Below are 15853 nucleotides of genomic sequence, written 5' to 3'. Positions count from 1 at the left end.
TAAGACTCCCACCTCAAAATTCAGTGAATACGAGGAATTTAGGTGGGAAATAACTGCCCGATTGGTGAAGGCTAATAATCAGTGGTGGATGGACAAACCCCACACTGATTAAAGTTTCACTTTATTATAGAAGAAACTTTTTCAATTTCAGCACGTCTATTTTGTAATGCAACATGGAACAATGTATATATCCGTTACTATATCCCTTCTCCATTTTTATAAAAATTTAATATCTCCATATTTGTTTTATCCTTTTAAAATATTTCATTTGCCGCTTTATTAGATGAAATGCGTTATTTGTTTTACGGTATTTTTCGGCATATTAATAGAAACTAACGGTTTATGAAGCATTTTTTATGTTTAGCCACTTTTTTTGTAGAAATCCTTCGTTTTCCTTTCAATATTTAACACTACCGAAATAAAGTTTACTCTAAATTCATAATCTTTTATTTTTTATACTATATTCCGTTATATTGTTGTATAATATCAATGAAAGCGCTTATTATTTCAATATACATAATTCGAACTTTATTTTATCGAAACATTCTAACTATTATACCTATATGTAAATGCAACAATTATAGTTGTTAGTGTAGGTATACCAAATATATCCACTCCATTTTTCTGTAAAATTACTTTATAACATGAAAGATTAACTTGGGTGATAAGTTATTGTGAATGTTTTTTTACAAAACAGATAAGTAATAGTGTTTGGTATTATGTAAATTATTGTAATAACATAAGAGTAAAGACAACATTTACATTAATTATTAGTTCATCAATTATTGAAAAAGAGCAAAATGCACCTTTTGTATAGGAAAAGGATTATATGCATTGGGAGGTTTAAACAAATGACGAGGAAGAATACAACGACAAACCCTTGGGCCAAGTTCCATGGTCCGAACCTTGGTTATGTTATTGAACAGTATGATCTTTACGTAACTGGAGCAGGTTCTGTTGATCCGGAATTACAAGAGCTTTTTGAAATTTTTGGAGCTCCTTCGTTTCAAGATGATGTCGTAACAGGGGACAACACAGCAACACATTTTTCTCCTCAAAACACAGGTAACATTGAAAAAATTCTTAAAGTCGTTCAACTTGTTGAACAGATTCGTTCTTTCGGGCATACGTTGGCTCACATCAACCCGATGGAAGATGCTGCAAACGGACAATCTCTTCTTGAGAAAGCAATGAACGAATTGAGCGATGCTGACTTGAAAGCGATTCCAGCTAAAACAGTATGGCAAGATGCACCAGAGGGTATTCACACTGCACTTGATGTAATTCATAGATTAAAAGACGTTTATACAAAATCTTTAGCTTATGAATTCTCACATATACAAGATAGTGAAGAACGCGCGTGGTTGCATCAAATGGTGGAATCAAATTCATTGCGTCAACCATTATCAAATAAAAAACGTACTGCTCTTTTAAAACGTTTAACAGCTGTTGAAGGTTTCGAGCAATTCTTGCATAAAACATTCGTTGGGCAAAAGCGTTTCTCTATCGAGGGCGTTGATATGCTTGTACCTGTTCTAGATGAAATTGTCCTTGAAGGTGCTAAAGGCGGCGTTGAAGATGTCATGATTGGTATGGCTCACCGCGGGCGTCTAAGCGTACTTGCTCACGTATTAGAAAAACCATATACTCACATGTTTGCTGAATTCAAACATGCAAAAATAGAAGGCGCAGTGGCAAATGCTGGATGGACTGGCGACGTGAAATACCATTTAGGTAGAGAACAAGTCGTTGGGAATGAAGAAGTTAGCACTCGCGTTACATTAGCGAATAACCCGAGTCACCTTGAGTTCGTTAACCCTGTTGTGGAAGGTTTCGCACGTGCAGCTCAAGAGAATCGTAAAAAGTCTGGTCTTCCAGAACAAGATACTTCTAAATCATTCGTAGTTTTAGTTCATGGTGACGCTGCATTCCCTGGTCAAGGTATTGTATCTGAGACACTAAACTTAAGCAGATTGAACGCGTATCAAACGGGCGGAACAATTCATGTTATCGCAAACAATGCAGTTGGTTTTACGACTGATAGCTATGATTCTCGTTCTACGAAATATTCAAGCGACCTTGCAAAAGGTTTTGATATTCCGATTGTTCACGTGAACGCTGATGATCCAGAAGCTTGTCTTGCTGCTGCTAACCTGGCTATTCAATATCGTACGTTGTTCAAAAAAGACTTCTTAATCGATTTAATTGGTTACCGTCGCTACGGTCATAACGAAATGGATGACCCAGCAGTTACGCAACCACAAGTGTACAAAAAAATTAAAAATCACCCAACTGTAAGAGCAATTTATGCAGATCAATTACAAGCTGCTGGTGTTCTAAATGCAGATGAGGTTGAAACAATTACTCAATTTATACAAGAACAATTAAAATCTGATTATGCACAAGTACCACCAGCTGATACGAGCGATGCAACAATTCACGTTAAAGTACCAGATGTTGTTGCAAAAGGCATTCAGCCAATTGATACTGGTGTTGAACTTGACTCACTTCGTGCAATGAATGAAGGTCTATTATCTTGGCCAGAAGGCTTTAACGTATATCCGAAGGTGAAGAAAATTCTTGAACGCCGTAAAGATGCTCTTGAAGAGAACGGTAAAATTGAATGGGCACTTGCTGAGTCATTAGCATTCGCTTCTATTTTACAAGAAGGTACACCAATTCGTTTAACTGGTCAAGACTCACAGCGTGGTACATTCGCGCATCGTCACATCGTATTACACGATACTGATACAAATGAAACATATTCACCATTACATCGCTTACCAAACATTAACGCTTCATTCTCTGTTCATAACAGTCCGTTATCAGAAGCTGCTGTTGTTGGTTACGAGTATGGTTATAACGTATTTGCTCCAGAAACTCTTGTTATGTGGGAAGCGCAATATGGTGACTTCTCAAATACTGCGCAAGCATTATTTGATCAATACGTTTCAGCTGGAAGAGCAAAATGGGGTCAAAAATCTGGTTTAGTTCTTCTATTACCACACGGTTATGAAGGTCAAGGACCAGAGCATTCTAGTGCACGTCCAGAGCGTTTCTTACAGTTAGCTGCTGAAAACAACTGGACAGTTGCAAACTTAACGAGCGCAGCACAGTACTTCCATATCTTGCGTCGTCAAGCATCTATTTTAGGAACAGAAGCTGTTCGACCTTTAGTACTTATGACGCCGAAGAGTTTATTACGTCACCCACTTACGCTTTCAACTGCTAGTCAGTTAAGCGAAGGACGTTTCCAACCTGCTTTAGAACAAGAAAACCTTGGCATGAAACCAAATAAAGTTAAACGTCTTGTTTTAAGTACAGGTAAAATGGCGATTGACTTAGCAGCGGAAATCGAGTCTGGTAAACATGAATACAACTTAGATGAAGTTCATGTCGTTCGCATTGAACAGTTGTATCCATTCCCTGCTGAAAAAGTTCAATCTATTATGAAACGCTTTAAAAACTTAGAAGAAATTATTTGGGTTCAAGAAGAACCTCGTAATATGGGTGCATGGCATTACATGGCTCCAATTCTGTTCGAACTAGCTGGAGATACAGTGAAAACAGGTTACATTGGACGCCCAGATCGTTCTAGCCCATCTGGTGGCGATCCGTTCGCTCACAAAGCTGAGCAAGAACTAATTGTGGCGCACGCTTTAGATGTGAAGTATAACTTCCGTCAAGATAAACAAGAAATTGAAGTTTATAGCAACTAAAAGTAACAATGAATTTTTCCCGGCTCGACTTGGGCAGATATTCTGCCCAAGTCGAGCTAACAAATGGAGATTACCGAAGATTAAAGAAGACAAAACACACCGTTAGGCAAATAAGGGGAGGACATTTAAAATGATCGAAATTAAAGTACCTGAGCTTGCAGAATCTATTACAGAAGGAACTATTTCACAATGGCTTATCAACGTAGGTGACAAAGTTGAGAAAGGTGGCAGCGTTGTTGAGCTTGAAACTGATAAAGTCAATGTAGAAATCATTGCAGAAGATTCAGGTATTGTATCAAAGTTACTAGGCGAGCCTGGGGATACAGTTGAAGTTGGCGCAACTATCGCAATTTTAGATGCAAATGGCGCACCAGTGGCAGTAAGTACACCTGCACCAGTGGCTGAGCAACCAAAACAAGAAACAGCTGAAGCACCGAAAGCTGCTGCTCCAACTGCTGAACAAGCTACGGCTCTACAAGGTTTACCAAATACGAACCGTCCTATCGCATCACCAGCTGCTAGAAAAATGGCTCGTGAATTAGGAATCGACTTAAACGACGTACGTAGCACAGATCCACTTGGACGTGTGAGACCACATGATGTACAAGCTCATGCTGCAGCACCAAAAGAAGCACCAGCTGCTCCAAAAAGTCCAGCTCCTGCTCCAGTTGCAAAAACGGAATTTGAAAAACCAGTTGAGCGCGTAAAAATGTCCCGCCGCCGTCAAACAATTGCAAAACGTCTTGTAGAAGTACAACAAACATCTGCAATGTTAACAACATTTAACGAAGTTGATATGAGTGCAATCATGGAATTACGTAAAGAGCGTAAAGATGCTTTCGAGAAAAAACATGATGTACGTCTTGGCTTTATGTCATTCTTCACAAAAGCAGTTGTTGCAGCATTAAAACAATTCCCATTATTAAATGCTGAAATTCAAGGCGACGAGCTTATCATTAAAAAATTCTATGATATCGGTATTGCAGTAGCAGCTCCAGATGGATTAGTTGTTCCAGTTGTACGCGATGCTAACCAATTAAACTTCGCTGAAATCGAAAGCGAAATTCGTAATTTAGGTATGAAAGCACGTGATAATAAACTTTCATTAAAAGAGCTACAAGGTGGTACATTTACAATTACAAACGGTGGTGTATTCGGTTCTCTAATGTCAACACCAATCCTAAACAGCCCACAAGTAGGTATTTTAGGAATGCACAAAATCCAAGTAAGACCCGTTGCAATTGATGCAGAACGTATGGAAAATCGTCCGATGATGTACCTTGCACTATCTTACGATCACCGTATTGTTGATGGTAAAGAAGCAGTTAGCTTCCTTGTTGCTGTTAAAGATATGCTTGAAGATCCAAAATCATTATTATTAGAAGGTTGATAGACTAATAGTCTATTAGAGGCTGTAGAATAAATCATTCTACAGCCTTTTTTTATTGCGTTCATACGGGACAAATTTCATGACATAAGCTAATAATGTATGCTTAAAACGTAAGGAGGATTAAAATGAATAACCTTCCAGCTCATGCAAAGCTTAAAGCAAATAAGGATACTTTCTTCCTTCCCGACTCAAACGGGGGTGTCTATTTTCGAAATAACGCCAGTTCATTCCGCATGGACGGTGATGGAATTTATAACTGGATTGAAAAATTAATGCCTATGTTTAATGGTGATCATTCTTTAGCAGAAGTAACCGATGGTCTTCCTCTCCCCTATCAACATCGTGTATTTGAAATTGGAGAGATTTTATATGAAAATGGTTTTGTTCGTGATGTAAGTCAAGATGCACCTCATGAATTAAACAGTGCATTACTCGATAGGTATGCTTCGCAAATTGAATTTCTAGAAGCTGATTCTCATTCAGGTGCTTTAAAATTCCAGACGTACCGCGCAGCAAATGTCCTTATACTTGGTTCTGGGGATATGCTTACTTCCTTAGTTTCTTCTTTACTAGAATCCGGATTACCTACATTTCATTACCTTGTCACAGATTATATGGAAACAAATTACGACCGAATTCATGAACTAGTAGAACGTGCATATGAAGTTGATGACAATGTACTTGTTCAAGAAATAGATACTACAATTGACCGCCCCCTGCATGAAGTGTTCGAACCCTTTGACTGGATTTTATACGTTTCTCAAAATGGAGACATTGAAGGCTTAAGAACAGTTCACACGATTTGCAAGGAAGTAGGAAAGAACTTCATACCCGCCATTTGTTTATCAACATTCGGTTTGGCTGGTCCTGTCGTAACAGCTGATCGTGAAGAATGCTGGGAATCAGCTTGGCATCGGCTACATGAAACTACTTTGCAAAATGAAAATGCATCAGCTCCTTTTTCACCAATTACTGGCGCAATGTTAGCAAATATAATTGTTTTTGAATTATTTAAACACGTCGCTGATGATTCATATCGAGAAAAAGAGCCACAATTCTTTTTATTAAACTGTGAAACACTCGAAGGGACATGGCATCCTTTTATAAAACATCCTCTCGCAACTGATGAAAGTTTTACAATTGATACAATAGAAAATCTTACCGAAAAACTTGCGCAGCGGTCCAACCAACATACTTCAACTGAATTGTTCCGTTTTTTCGACTCATTAACTTCTAAAGAAGCTGGTATATTCCATGTGTGGGATGAACAAAATTCATATCAACTACCGTTATCACAATGCAATATTCAAGTAGCTACACCACTATCCGATGGTCCCGCTTCCCTCCTGCCTCTTATGACTTGCGCTGGTTTGACTCATAATGAAGCTCGCCGTGAAGCTGGTTTAACAGGAATTGAAACATATGTAGCTGAAATCATTCATCGCCTTATTCCTGAACATAACGATATCGGTATTGGTGCTGGGGAAACGATGACAGAAGGTGTATACCGGGCACTACAACAACATTTAAACAATAAACTATATGAGCGGCAATCACATATGCTAGAAGAAATTACAACGATCGACCTAGCTGAAATTCATGATACACATTGTAAGTTTTATTACGATGCTCTCTCTACAATTCATGAAGCACCTAAAATAGCAATGAGTGAAGAGATTCTTAGTTTTCCAGTCGTTTGGGTCGGTGTAAATGATAGATGGTATGGCGCATCCAGTATTAATATGACGTTAGCGTTACGTAACGCACTACAACTATCTCTTCTTCACATTCAAAATGAAGAAACTCCATACAGAGCTACTGTTTTGCCTGAATCATCTATTATTTTATATGACACTGATTCTTTTCGAATAGAAATACAAGCGGACGAAGAAATTCCAGATGTGCAATCTTTACAGCTTGCCTTGCAGCATTTAGGAGAACATAATTTTTATCCATTCGTGTTTGATTTAGCGATTGAATCATTTTTGAAAGAAAATTTAGATGGTGTGTACGGGGTATTAATTGCAAAGGAGGACGGTCTATGACTCAACATATATTGCTTATAGGAGATGGCCTACTTGCAGACTATGTACATGATCAATTACGCAAACAATATTCCATCATTCGCCAACATACAATTACAGACGAACTCCCTGAAAATATCAACCTCGCTCTCGTATTACATGACGGCTCTCCTTCTACTATTCATCATGATGCTGAGCTTGTTTTTCGTTCCAATCATATTCCGTGGCTACGTGCGTTTACTTCATTTGGTGAAGGTGTTATCGGACCTTATATTCATCCTCTTGCAACGGGATGCACCCATTGTGCCGATGGACGACGCTTTATCGCCGGATTTGATCAACAAGAAATGTGGGAATTACAGCGGAAATATGCATTGAAATCAGAGCACGTAACGAGGCGTGATGTACGCGCCACCCAAAATGGCATTCTGCAAATGTGCCAGCTCATTCATGCTGAAACGGAGAAAATATTAGCTCACGGACATTCTTCTTTAGAAAATGAACTCATTTTACTAAACTTACAAACACTGCAATGTACGCGGCATTCTTTTCTTCCAGATCCTCTCTGTCCTATATGTAGTAATTTACCTACTGATACTGCGGATGCGGCACAGATTTCTTTACAACCGAGCTTAAAAACAAGTGCTGAAACGTATCGCTGTCGTTCTATTCATGAACTAAATACATTTTTAACGAGAGACTATTTAGATTACCGGGTTGGTATGTTGAATGGAAAAATGCAGCATTCTTTATTACCATTCGCTGACGTCATTATAAACATGCCGTTAATGTTTGGGAATGAAGGTGTTGCAGGTCGAACCCATTCATTTGCACTGAGTGAAGCAACTGCTATTTTAGAAGGTTTAGAACGATATTGTGGTATGTCACCTCGAGGAAAAAAGACAAATGTGCATGGTAGTTTTCATGATTTAGAGGATCATACACTGAATCCCCTCACACTCGGTGTACATACAAATGAACATTATAATCGTGATAGTTTTCCGTTTAAGCCGTTTGATCCTGACTATGAACAAAACTGGGTATGGGGCTATTCTTTATCACAAAACAAGCCACTTTTAGTTCCAGAATCAATCGCTTATTATAGCCTCGGTCATCGGGATGCTTTCGTGTATGAAACATCCAATGGTTGTGCAATTGGTGGTAGTTTAGAAGAAGCAATTTTTCACGGCATTTTAGAAATTGTAGAGCGTGATGCCTTCTTGCTCACTTGGTATGCTGAATTACCTCTTCCCCGCCTTGATCTTAGCTCAGCAAACGATACGGAATTACAATTAATGATTCAGCGGTTACGCACGATTACCGGGTATGAATTACACGTTTTTAACGCGACGATGGAACATGGCATCCCGAGTTTATGGGTAATTGCGAAAAATACGCGTGCAAATGGAATGAACGTTGTTTGTGCAGGGGGCTCTCATTTAGATCCTATTCGAGCTATAAAAAGTGCAATTCACGAAATAGCAGGCATGTTACTAATAGCAGATGATGAGCTCGAGCAAAAAAGAGAGTACTACGAAAAATGCTTACAAGATCCTTATCTCGTTAATAAAATGGAAGACCATAGTATGCTGTACGGATTAAAAGAAACGGAAGAACGTCTTCATTTCCTTTTACGTGACGATGCTCCGGTGCAATCGTTCCAAGAAATGAATGCATTACAATCGTTTGATATGGATTTGACATCTGATCTTCATCAACTTTTAAATCGTTTGCATCAATCTGGGCTCGAAGTAATCGTTGTAGATCAAACCGTCCCCCTTATAGAGCAGAACGGATTACATTGTGTAAAAGTCATGATCCCAGGCATGCTACCGATGACGTTCGGTCACCATCTCACTCGTGTTACCGGACTGGATAGAGTGTACACCGTACCGATGACACTTGGATATAGGGCTGAGCCTTTAACAAACGAACAATTAAATCCACATCCTCATCCATTTCCATAGTAAAGGGGGGATTTCATGCAGCTAGATACTTTTTTATATCATCTCCATTTCACTATTGATGAAATTATGCCGAATCATGAGGTGGACTGGGAAGACGCACCGCTTCCTTATAAGTTATATCGAAATGTACCTGTCATCCCTCTCTCTTCAGAAATCCCAATATCTTTGCCAAACTCTTCTACTACACCTACTTTGGATGAGATTGGTGCTTACCTTTTGTATTCATTTGGTATAACCCAATTATGTCAGCTCAATAGCGAAAGAAATTTATTCCGGAGGTCTATCCCTTCAGGTGGTGCTTTATATCCGAATGAATTGTATATATATTTAAAATTGAATCATTATCCAGACGGCATTTACCATTATGACGCTGCGCATCACCGACTTATCTTACTTCGCGAAGGAAATTTTGATTCTTATCTTATAGACACACTCGGCAATCGCTGTAACATACATTCTTGCTTTGGTGCTGCATTTGTATCCACTATGTTTTGGAAAAACTTTTTTAAATACAATAACTTTTCGTATCGTCTGCAAGGATTAGATAGCGGCGTTCTCATCGGTCAATTACTCGAATGTGCGAAACAGTTCGGTTACAAAAATGGCATATACTTTCAATTTCTAGACCGTGCAATCAATCATTTACTCGGACTGACCGAAGGAGAAGAAAGTGTGTATGCTGTTATTCCTTTAAGTACAGAACCGAATATAGATTGGTTCCACGATGATTATCGTAAAAATAAAACCGTTACTTCTCATGACTTATTGCAGCAAATTCCACCTTTAGCACATGAGCATTTCATTCGTTCCAAACATGTGGAAGGATATCCAATGATAACAAAAATAAATGAAGCATCTATGATTGAATCGACAGAACACTTCCAAACACTAGCTCATGAAGAGTACTATCAACATCATGCGCACACTGTACAGCTACCGAAAGTAGAGCGTTTATCGTATAATTTCTTACAACTTTGTAAAGAACGGTACTCCCCTAACGATGACTTTACTTTAACGAAATGGGATGCAGCTGAGCTCGCTACTTTACTACAAGAAGCGAGTCTCTCCTTCCCCTATTACAACGACCTTGATGGCAAGTATATAAATGAAAATGCACGCGTCTCCTTATATGGATGTTTTTATAACGTAAAAACTATTGAAAACGGGGCTTATGCTTATAACAGTAAAACACATTCCATACACCCAATTCGGTATGGAGACCTTCGTTACCCCCTTCAGTCTAGTATGACGATGGATAACGTAAACCTTTTTCAAGTACCACTTTGCTTACATGTAGTTGGAAAGAAGGATTACTACACACGTGCATTAGGCTATAGAGGATATCGCATTCACCAAATGGAAGCTGGTATACTCGTTCATAAACTCGTTTTCGCTGCGACCGCTATGGGGATGGGTGGTCATCCGTTACTAAGTTTTGATACAAATTCTTGTGATCAATTGTACGGGATTGATGGTGGAAATGAAACATCACTTATTCAAATTCCTGTTGGGGCGTATCGAGTGCGGAATTGGTTAAAAGGTTCTTTGCATAATTAAAAGCACGCCGTCCACCGGCGTGCTTTTTTAAAGGACTTAATTTATAAAAAGCGAAATAAGTATATATTCTTACATAAAAGGAGAGTCTGATTTGAGCATTTTACAACAATTAATTCAGCAAGCAAAAAATCCTCGTGGAACAATTGGTTCTTCCATGCTTTGTATTATGAACGCTGCACATACGAAATTAACAAAGTGGGCGTTGCAAAAAGTGCATATAAAGACAGAGGCAGTTATATTAGATATCGGCTGTGGCGGAGGCAAAACAATACACACTCTTTCAAAAAGAACTACATTTGGGAAAATATACGGGATTGATTACTCCGATCAAGCTGTTGAAAACTCAAAAAAAGCAAATATGAAAGATGTAAAAACAGGGAAAGTAATCATTCATCAAGCTAACGTCTCCTCTATTCCTTACAATACGAACTTCTTCGATCTCATTACCGCCTTTCAAACTCATTATTTTTGGCCCGATGTTGAACACGATATAAAAGAAGTGCTTCGCGTCTTACAACCGAACGGATCCTTTTTATTAGTGGCTGAAACTTTCAAAATTCAATATCATATGAAGAAATTTAAAACGACGGAAGAATTAATAAACCTTTTTTATAAGACGGGATTTAAAAGTGTGAAATGTTATGAAGAAAGAGGTTGTATCTGTGTAATCGGAAATAAGTAAAAAAGCAGACCCTTAAGAGTCTGCTTTTTTACTAGATTACTTTAAAGATACTCTTAATTTGTCTTGCAAATAACCAATTTTTCGTACCATAGTTATCATTTAAACTATCTAAATTGATAGTTTGTCCGTTAGCAAACTTTAATTCTAACGTTGTATTTTTGTCATTTGTTTTTAAATTACTATTTGTAATGGCATCATACTTTAATTTTTCAATCTCAACATATTCGTCTTTTTCTTGTCCGATAACGACATGGTCTTGGAAGAAAAACAATACTTCTACTTTCTTACCGAAGCAAAATACATTTTTCGTATAAATTAATGTCGCATTATCAAGTCCGACACATACTTCTTTCATCTCTTCAACAACGTGTCCAAAATCTTCTTCCTGTCTTGCGTTTGATTCCGCAATCCATTCCTCGATTGTTTTCATGTTAATTGCCATACTGCGCCCCCTGGTTCGTTCATTGCTTTGTTAAAAAACAAATACTATATGACAATATAAGCGATACGTACTTTGTTTTCAAGGGTGAACCTTATATTCAAAATAAAGTGAAACTTTAATCAGTAGGAGGGCTGTTCATCCCCCACTGATTATCAGCCCTCACCAATCGGGCGTTTACGAGCAACCCGACTCCCACAAATAGCGGGATAAAGCTAAATTTCAAAGTAATATACGAGGAACACTTATTTCATTATATTTTAAACGTTTGAACGAGGCATTCTTCATCATCAATCATTTGTTTTCGTTCATCAAATTCAATGTTTAACTCTCTATATACTTTCTTCCAAAACGAAACTGCCGGTACATTTTTTAGAAGTTCGATAACGAAATACTGTCCTCGTTTCTCTTCTAGTAAATTTTCAATAACTTGTTTACCGATTCCTTTTCCCCTATATTGATTCAATATGAAAATGTCATTCATACAAAAATCGTTTTCTTTCTTCAAAAATGGACGTTCTAATAATAATAATAAAAATCCTACAATACTATTATCAATTTTTATAAAATATGGAGTGATTCCGTCATTTTTCCAAAACAAGTGTAAATCTTTATATTCCAAAAAAACCATTTACTCCAATCGTTATATTAGTGGTGAATTTGGAAAGGTCATGAAGATATAATGCGTACAAATTACGTAATATTTCTTTTTCTGATTCTTGAACTCTTTGAAGTGCTACAACCATTTTTATAAATCCCCCTCTTTATTATTCAATAAAAAAGATTACTTCCCTTTACAAAAAAAGTAGCACTTTAAAAGTGCTACTCCGCTCTCCTTGCTGCTTGCTGAATTGGATCCCAAACGCTGTTATATGGTGGTGCGTAACTTAAGTCGACGTCTTCTAAATCGTGAATGCTCATTTTATTGAAAAGCGCCATTGCAATCACATCAATACGCTTATCTACACCTTCTTCCCCAATTACTTGTCCACCCAACAATTGCTTCGTATCGGAGCGATATAGTAATTTTAAGTAAAGTGGTTTCGCATTTGGATAATAGCCCGCCATATTTGTTGAATCTACTTTAACTGTTTTATACCGGATATTGAGCCCTTTCGCTTCTTTTTCATTTAAGCCTGTTCTCGCGAGTGTCAAATCCATAAATTTAATAATGCCTGTACCTAACGTACCTTTAAATGATCTTCGTTTATCAACCATATTGAGTCCAGCAAGTCGTCCTTGTTTATTGGCAGTCGTTCCAATTGGAATATGATCCTGAATTTCTTTTATAACGTGATAATGTGTCGCGCAATCACCAGCAGCATATACGTCTTGCACATTCGTTTGCATATATGCATTTACTTCAATTGCCCCTTTATGATTTGTACGTATATTGGTTCCTTCAAGAAAATCAGTATTTGGCTTTACTCCGACAGATACTAAAACAAGATCTGCTTTATACGTACCTTTATCCGTTTCAATCTCCTCTACTCGCTCTTTTCCTCTAAACGCTTTTACATTTTCATTCGTTACAATTTCAATATGATGTTTATCCGCTTCTTTATGTATATATTCCGCCATATCTGCATCATAAATCGTACCGATATGATCATTTCGCTCAATCATCCTCACTTTTTTACCGAGTTCAACGAATGTTTCTGCCATCTCCAGTCCAATCGCACCGCCGCCAATAATTGTTACGTCTTCAACTTTGTTCGTTTCTAGCGTTTTTAATATACGCTCAGTATCTGGAATTGTTTTTAAAAGATGAATGCCTTGTAACTCTCGTCCTTCCCATTCTGGCATAACAGGACGCACTCCCGTCGCAATTAATAAACGGTCATACGTAAATTCAAAAACATCTTTCGTCTCCGTATGCTTTGCGTACACAATTTTCTTTTCCGTATCTACTTTCGTTACTTCATGTCGCACTTTCGCATCAATTCCGTACTTATCACGAAACGTCTTCACGTTACGCGCAATTAATTTTTCCGTCGAAGCAATAGCACCACTAATGACATACGGTAATCCGCACTGAGCGTATGAATAGATTTCACCTTTTTCTAACGTCACAACGTTTGCAGTTTCATCGTTTCTTACAATTTGCATAGCTGCACTCATCCCAGCAGCATCTCCGCCAATAATGACATAGTTCACTTTACCACTCCTTCTTTTTTACCTACTCTTTACAATTTCCATATTTTACAGAAATAACACCTATTCCCATTGTAAAGAAATAATATTTCATCTACAAATTTAGTGCACAAACCTATGCCTGAATAGGTAACTGTCGTGTCTTATAACCAACATGGTTAATATGCTATAACAGTAACTATTGAAAGTAGGTGAAACATACATGTGCCCTGGCCTTCTCGCTCAAACTCCAGATGAACCGCAAGAACCGAAAGCCGCCACGCCACTTGACCAAGAATTTTCCATTAACGCAACCATATACAGCGCTCGTGCTTGGTTATCTGACAACGATACCTACGCACAAGATATTTGGAAAGGCACTCGCTTCGCTTCAGCATCACATGCTGGTAAATCTATATTTCCAAGTGGTACTATTAAAGTTATTAACTTATCTGCAGATACAATAACGGTTACTACATCAGGAGATTCAGATCATAATCTCAAAACAGTCGTAGCACCCTATTCTGAAGTAGCTTTATCACCTAGTTCTTTATCCGCCGTACAGGCTAGTACATCAGGAAAAGCAAGTAAAGTCACATTTCTCTTTCACATCTTTTTCTCAAGAGATCCTGGTCCAGCTAAATAATCATAGAAAAGGTACAGTAATACACACTGTACCTTTTTCACGAACGCTATTCTCTTGATTTAATCAATTCAACATTATAAGCTTCAATATCCGTTAGCTTTCCTGTAAAATACGGATTTTCTCTGTACCAAGACTGTTTTGAAAAATACGCTTGCATATCTTTCGTTTGAAATATATTTCCATGTCTTGCGTATATTTCGTTTCTAGCAATTTTCAACTGTTCTTTCGTTACATACGTTAAATCTGCATTCGTTAATTTTCGAATATCACTATCAGGGAAGATAAAACCATTGTATACATACCCAGTCGTAGGTGGCGGAGTAACATTGTAAACGACTGTTTTTTCTACGCTTTTCTTTTCGAATGGAAGGTTATAAGCCGAAAGTGCTGTTACCGTTTCTACTTTTGTTGTTTCCCTTCCGCTTTCTCCATTGCGTTCTAAATAAATCGTCGCACTTCCATCAGTTGCTACGGGACCCCACGTAATTTCTTCTCCGGTCAATGCGGTAACTGGCTTTTGATTCACATATAATGTCGCACCAGGCGCGTTCGTTTGAACTGTAATATATTGCCCTTGCAACGTTAAATCTATCGTTACATTATTTTGACTTTGTTTCATAAGTACAACTTTTTCCTCGCGTGATAGTTTTACATAGTCATTTTTATATTCCACTTGAAACACTTGAGCTCCTGGAAGAAATGGTCCATATTGCTTCTGAAAATTTTTGTCTTCTGTCTTATCGATTTCTTTTCCGTTCATTTTTAAAGATGCACCTTTTTCATTTGAAAGCAAAGTCGTATAATACGTCCTTGCCTTCAATTTATATCGATCAAATATAAAGTAATGTTTCCCGTCTTTCGTTAAAGAAAAATCCGCTCTTTCAATTCCGTCCCCTTGCTTTTCACCTTGCTTTAAATATTGTTTCAATTCATTCACGTAAGACGGATTTTCTTTTATATATGAAAATAGAGGCTTGAAACTCTCTCTCGTTACAATAACCGATGGGTCATCTGTTGTAATAATCTCAGCTAATTTTTCTCCATCTCTCTCTTGTAAAATCGTAATCATCCGGTCTACTTGTGCCACCTGCGTATAATACGATGATCCATACAAATACAATCCAACAATCGCTATAACAAGTAGTGCTAAAAATGTAATGCCAATTTTTGTACCGCTCCCCATTTTCTTCTTCACTACTGGAATTTCTCTCTTGGTACCGCAGTTTTGACAAAATTGCACACCATCTACAAACTGCGTTCCACACTTTGTACATACATTCATCCATTCAACCACCT

General features: G+C 37.8%; 10 protein-coding genes and 1 pseudogene. 7 read left to right on the top strand and 4 right to left on the bottom strand.

The window, feature by feature from the left end:
• Positions 1-851 precede the first annotated feature (851 nt).
• The 6 genes from odhA (at position 852) to MHB70_RS05355 (ending at position 11339) form a co-directional block, all read left to right on the top strand.
• Positions 852-3719: a 2-oxoglutarate dehydrogenase E1 component gene (gene odhA / locus MHB70_RS05380; protein ID WP_000197133.1), complete on the top strand. Its 2868-nt coding sequence runs from the start codon at positions 852-854 to the stop codon at positions 3717-3719.
• A gap of 130 nt (positions 3720-3849) precedes the next feature.
• Positions 3850-5109 (top strand): 2-oxoglutarate dehydrogenase complex dihydrolipoyllysine-residue succinyltransferase, encoded by a 1260-nt coding sequence (odhB, locus tag MHB70_RS05375; protein WP_000569924.1) that lies wholly within the window; start codon positions 3850-3852, stop codon positions 5107-5109.
• A gap of 125 nt (positions 5110-5234) precedes the next feature.
• Entirely contained in the window at positions 5235-7154 is a 1920-nt protein-coding gene (locus tag MHB70_RS05370; RefSeq protein ID WP_061530722.1) for a putative thiazole-containing bacteriocin maturation protein, read from the top strand.
• The gene (locus MHB70_RS05365) at positions 7151-9100 is read left to right on the top strand and encodes a TOMM precursor leader peptide-binding protein (RefSeq protein ID WP_061530723.1); all 1950 of its coding nucleotides are present in this window, start codon (positions 7151-7153) and stop codon (positions 9098-9100) included. Before MHB70_RS05370 ends, MHB70_RS05365 begins: the two co-directional genes overlap by 4 nt.
• Positions 9101-9115: 15 nt before the next feature.
• Positions 9116-10657 carry a SagB family peptide dehydrogenase gene (locus MHB70_RS05360; protein WP_061530724.1) on the top strand — a complete coding sequence of 514 codons (1542 nt, stop codon included), beginning with the start codon at positions 9116-9118 and terminating at the stop codon, positions 10655-10657.
• A gap of 91 nt (positions 10658-10748) precedes the next feature.
• Positions 10749-11339, top strand: coding sequence for a class I SAM-dependent methyltransferase (locus MHB70_RS05355; RefSeq protein ID WP_000025730.1), 591 nt, complete (start codon positions 10749-10751; stop codon positions 11337-11339).
• A gap of 31 nt (positions 11340-11370) precedes the next feature.
• On the opposite strand, the gene MHB70_RS05350 is transcribed toward MHB70_RS05355, so the two are convergent.
• The 3 genes and pseudogenes from MHB70_RS05350 to MHB70_RS05340 all read right to left on the bottom strand — a co-directional run bounded on the left by MHB70_RS05350 (position 11371) and on the right by MHB70_RS05340 (position 13935).
• The gene (locus MHB70_RS05350; protein WP_000996796.1) at positions 11371-11781 is read right to left on the bottom strand and encodes a DUF3908 family protein; all 411 of its coding nucleotides are present in this window, start codon (positions 11779-11781) and stop codon (positions 11371-11373) included.
• A 250-nt stretch (positions 11782-12031) separates the two neighbouring features.
• Positions 12032-12524: pseudogene (locus tag MHB70_RS05345) on the bottom strand (GNAT family N-acetyltransferase).
• A 76-nt stretch (positions 12525-12600) separates the two neighbouring features.
• A complete protein-coding gene (locus MHB70_RS05340) occupies positions 12601-13935 on the bottom strand; it encodes a CoA-disulfide reductase (RefSeq protein ID WP_061530725.1) in 1335 nt (444 codons plus the stop codon).
• A gap of 199 nt (positions 13936-14134) precedes the next feature.
• Here MHB70_RS05340 and MHB70_RS05335 point away from each other — a divergent pair, with 199 nt between their 5' ends.
• Complete coding sequence (locus MHB70_RS05335; RefSeq protein WP_000336278.1) at positions 14135-14557, top strand: hypothetical protein; 423 nt, start codon at positions 14135-14137, stop codon at positions 14555-14557.
• Positions 14558-14603: 46 nt separating this feature from the next.
• Here the strand turns inward: MHB70_RS05335 and MHB70_RS05330 are convergent, their stop codons facing one another.
• Entirely contained in the window at positions 14604-15839 is a 1236-nt protein-coding gene (locus MHB70_RS05330; RefSeq protein WP_001099924.1) for a TcaA 3rd/4th domain-containing protein, read from the bottom strand.
• Positions 15840-15853 lie beyond the last annotated feature (14 nt).

The organism is Bacillus sp. FSL M7-1020 (assembly GCF_038050415.1).
Lineage (GTDB): Bacteria > Bacillota > Bacilli > Bacillales > Bacillaceae_G > Bacillus_A > Bacillus_A toyonensis.
This window is presented reverse-complemented; position numbering and strand designations above follow the sequence as displayed.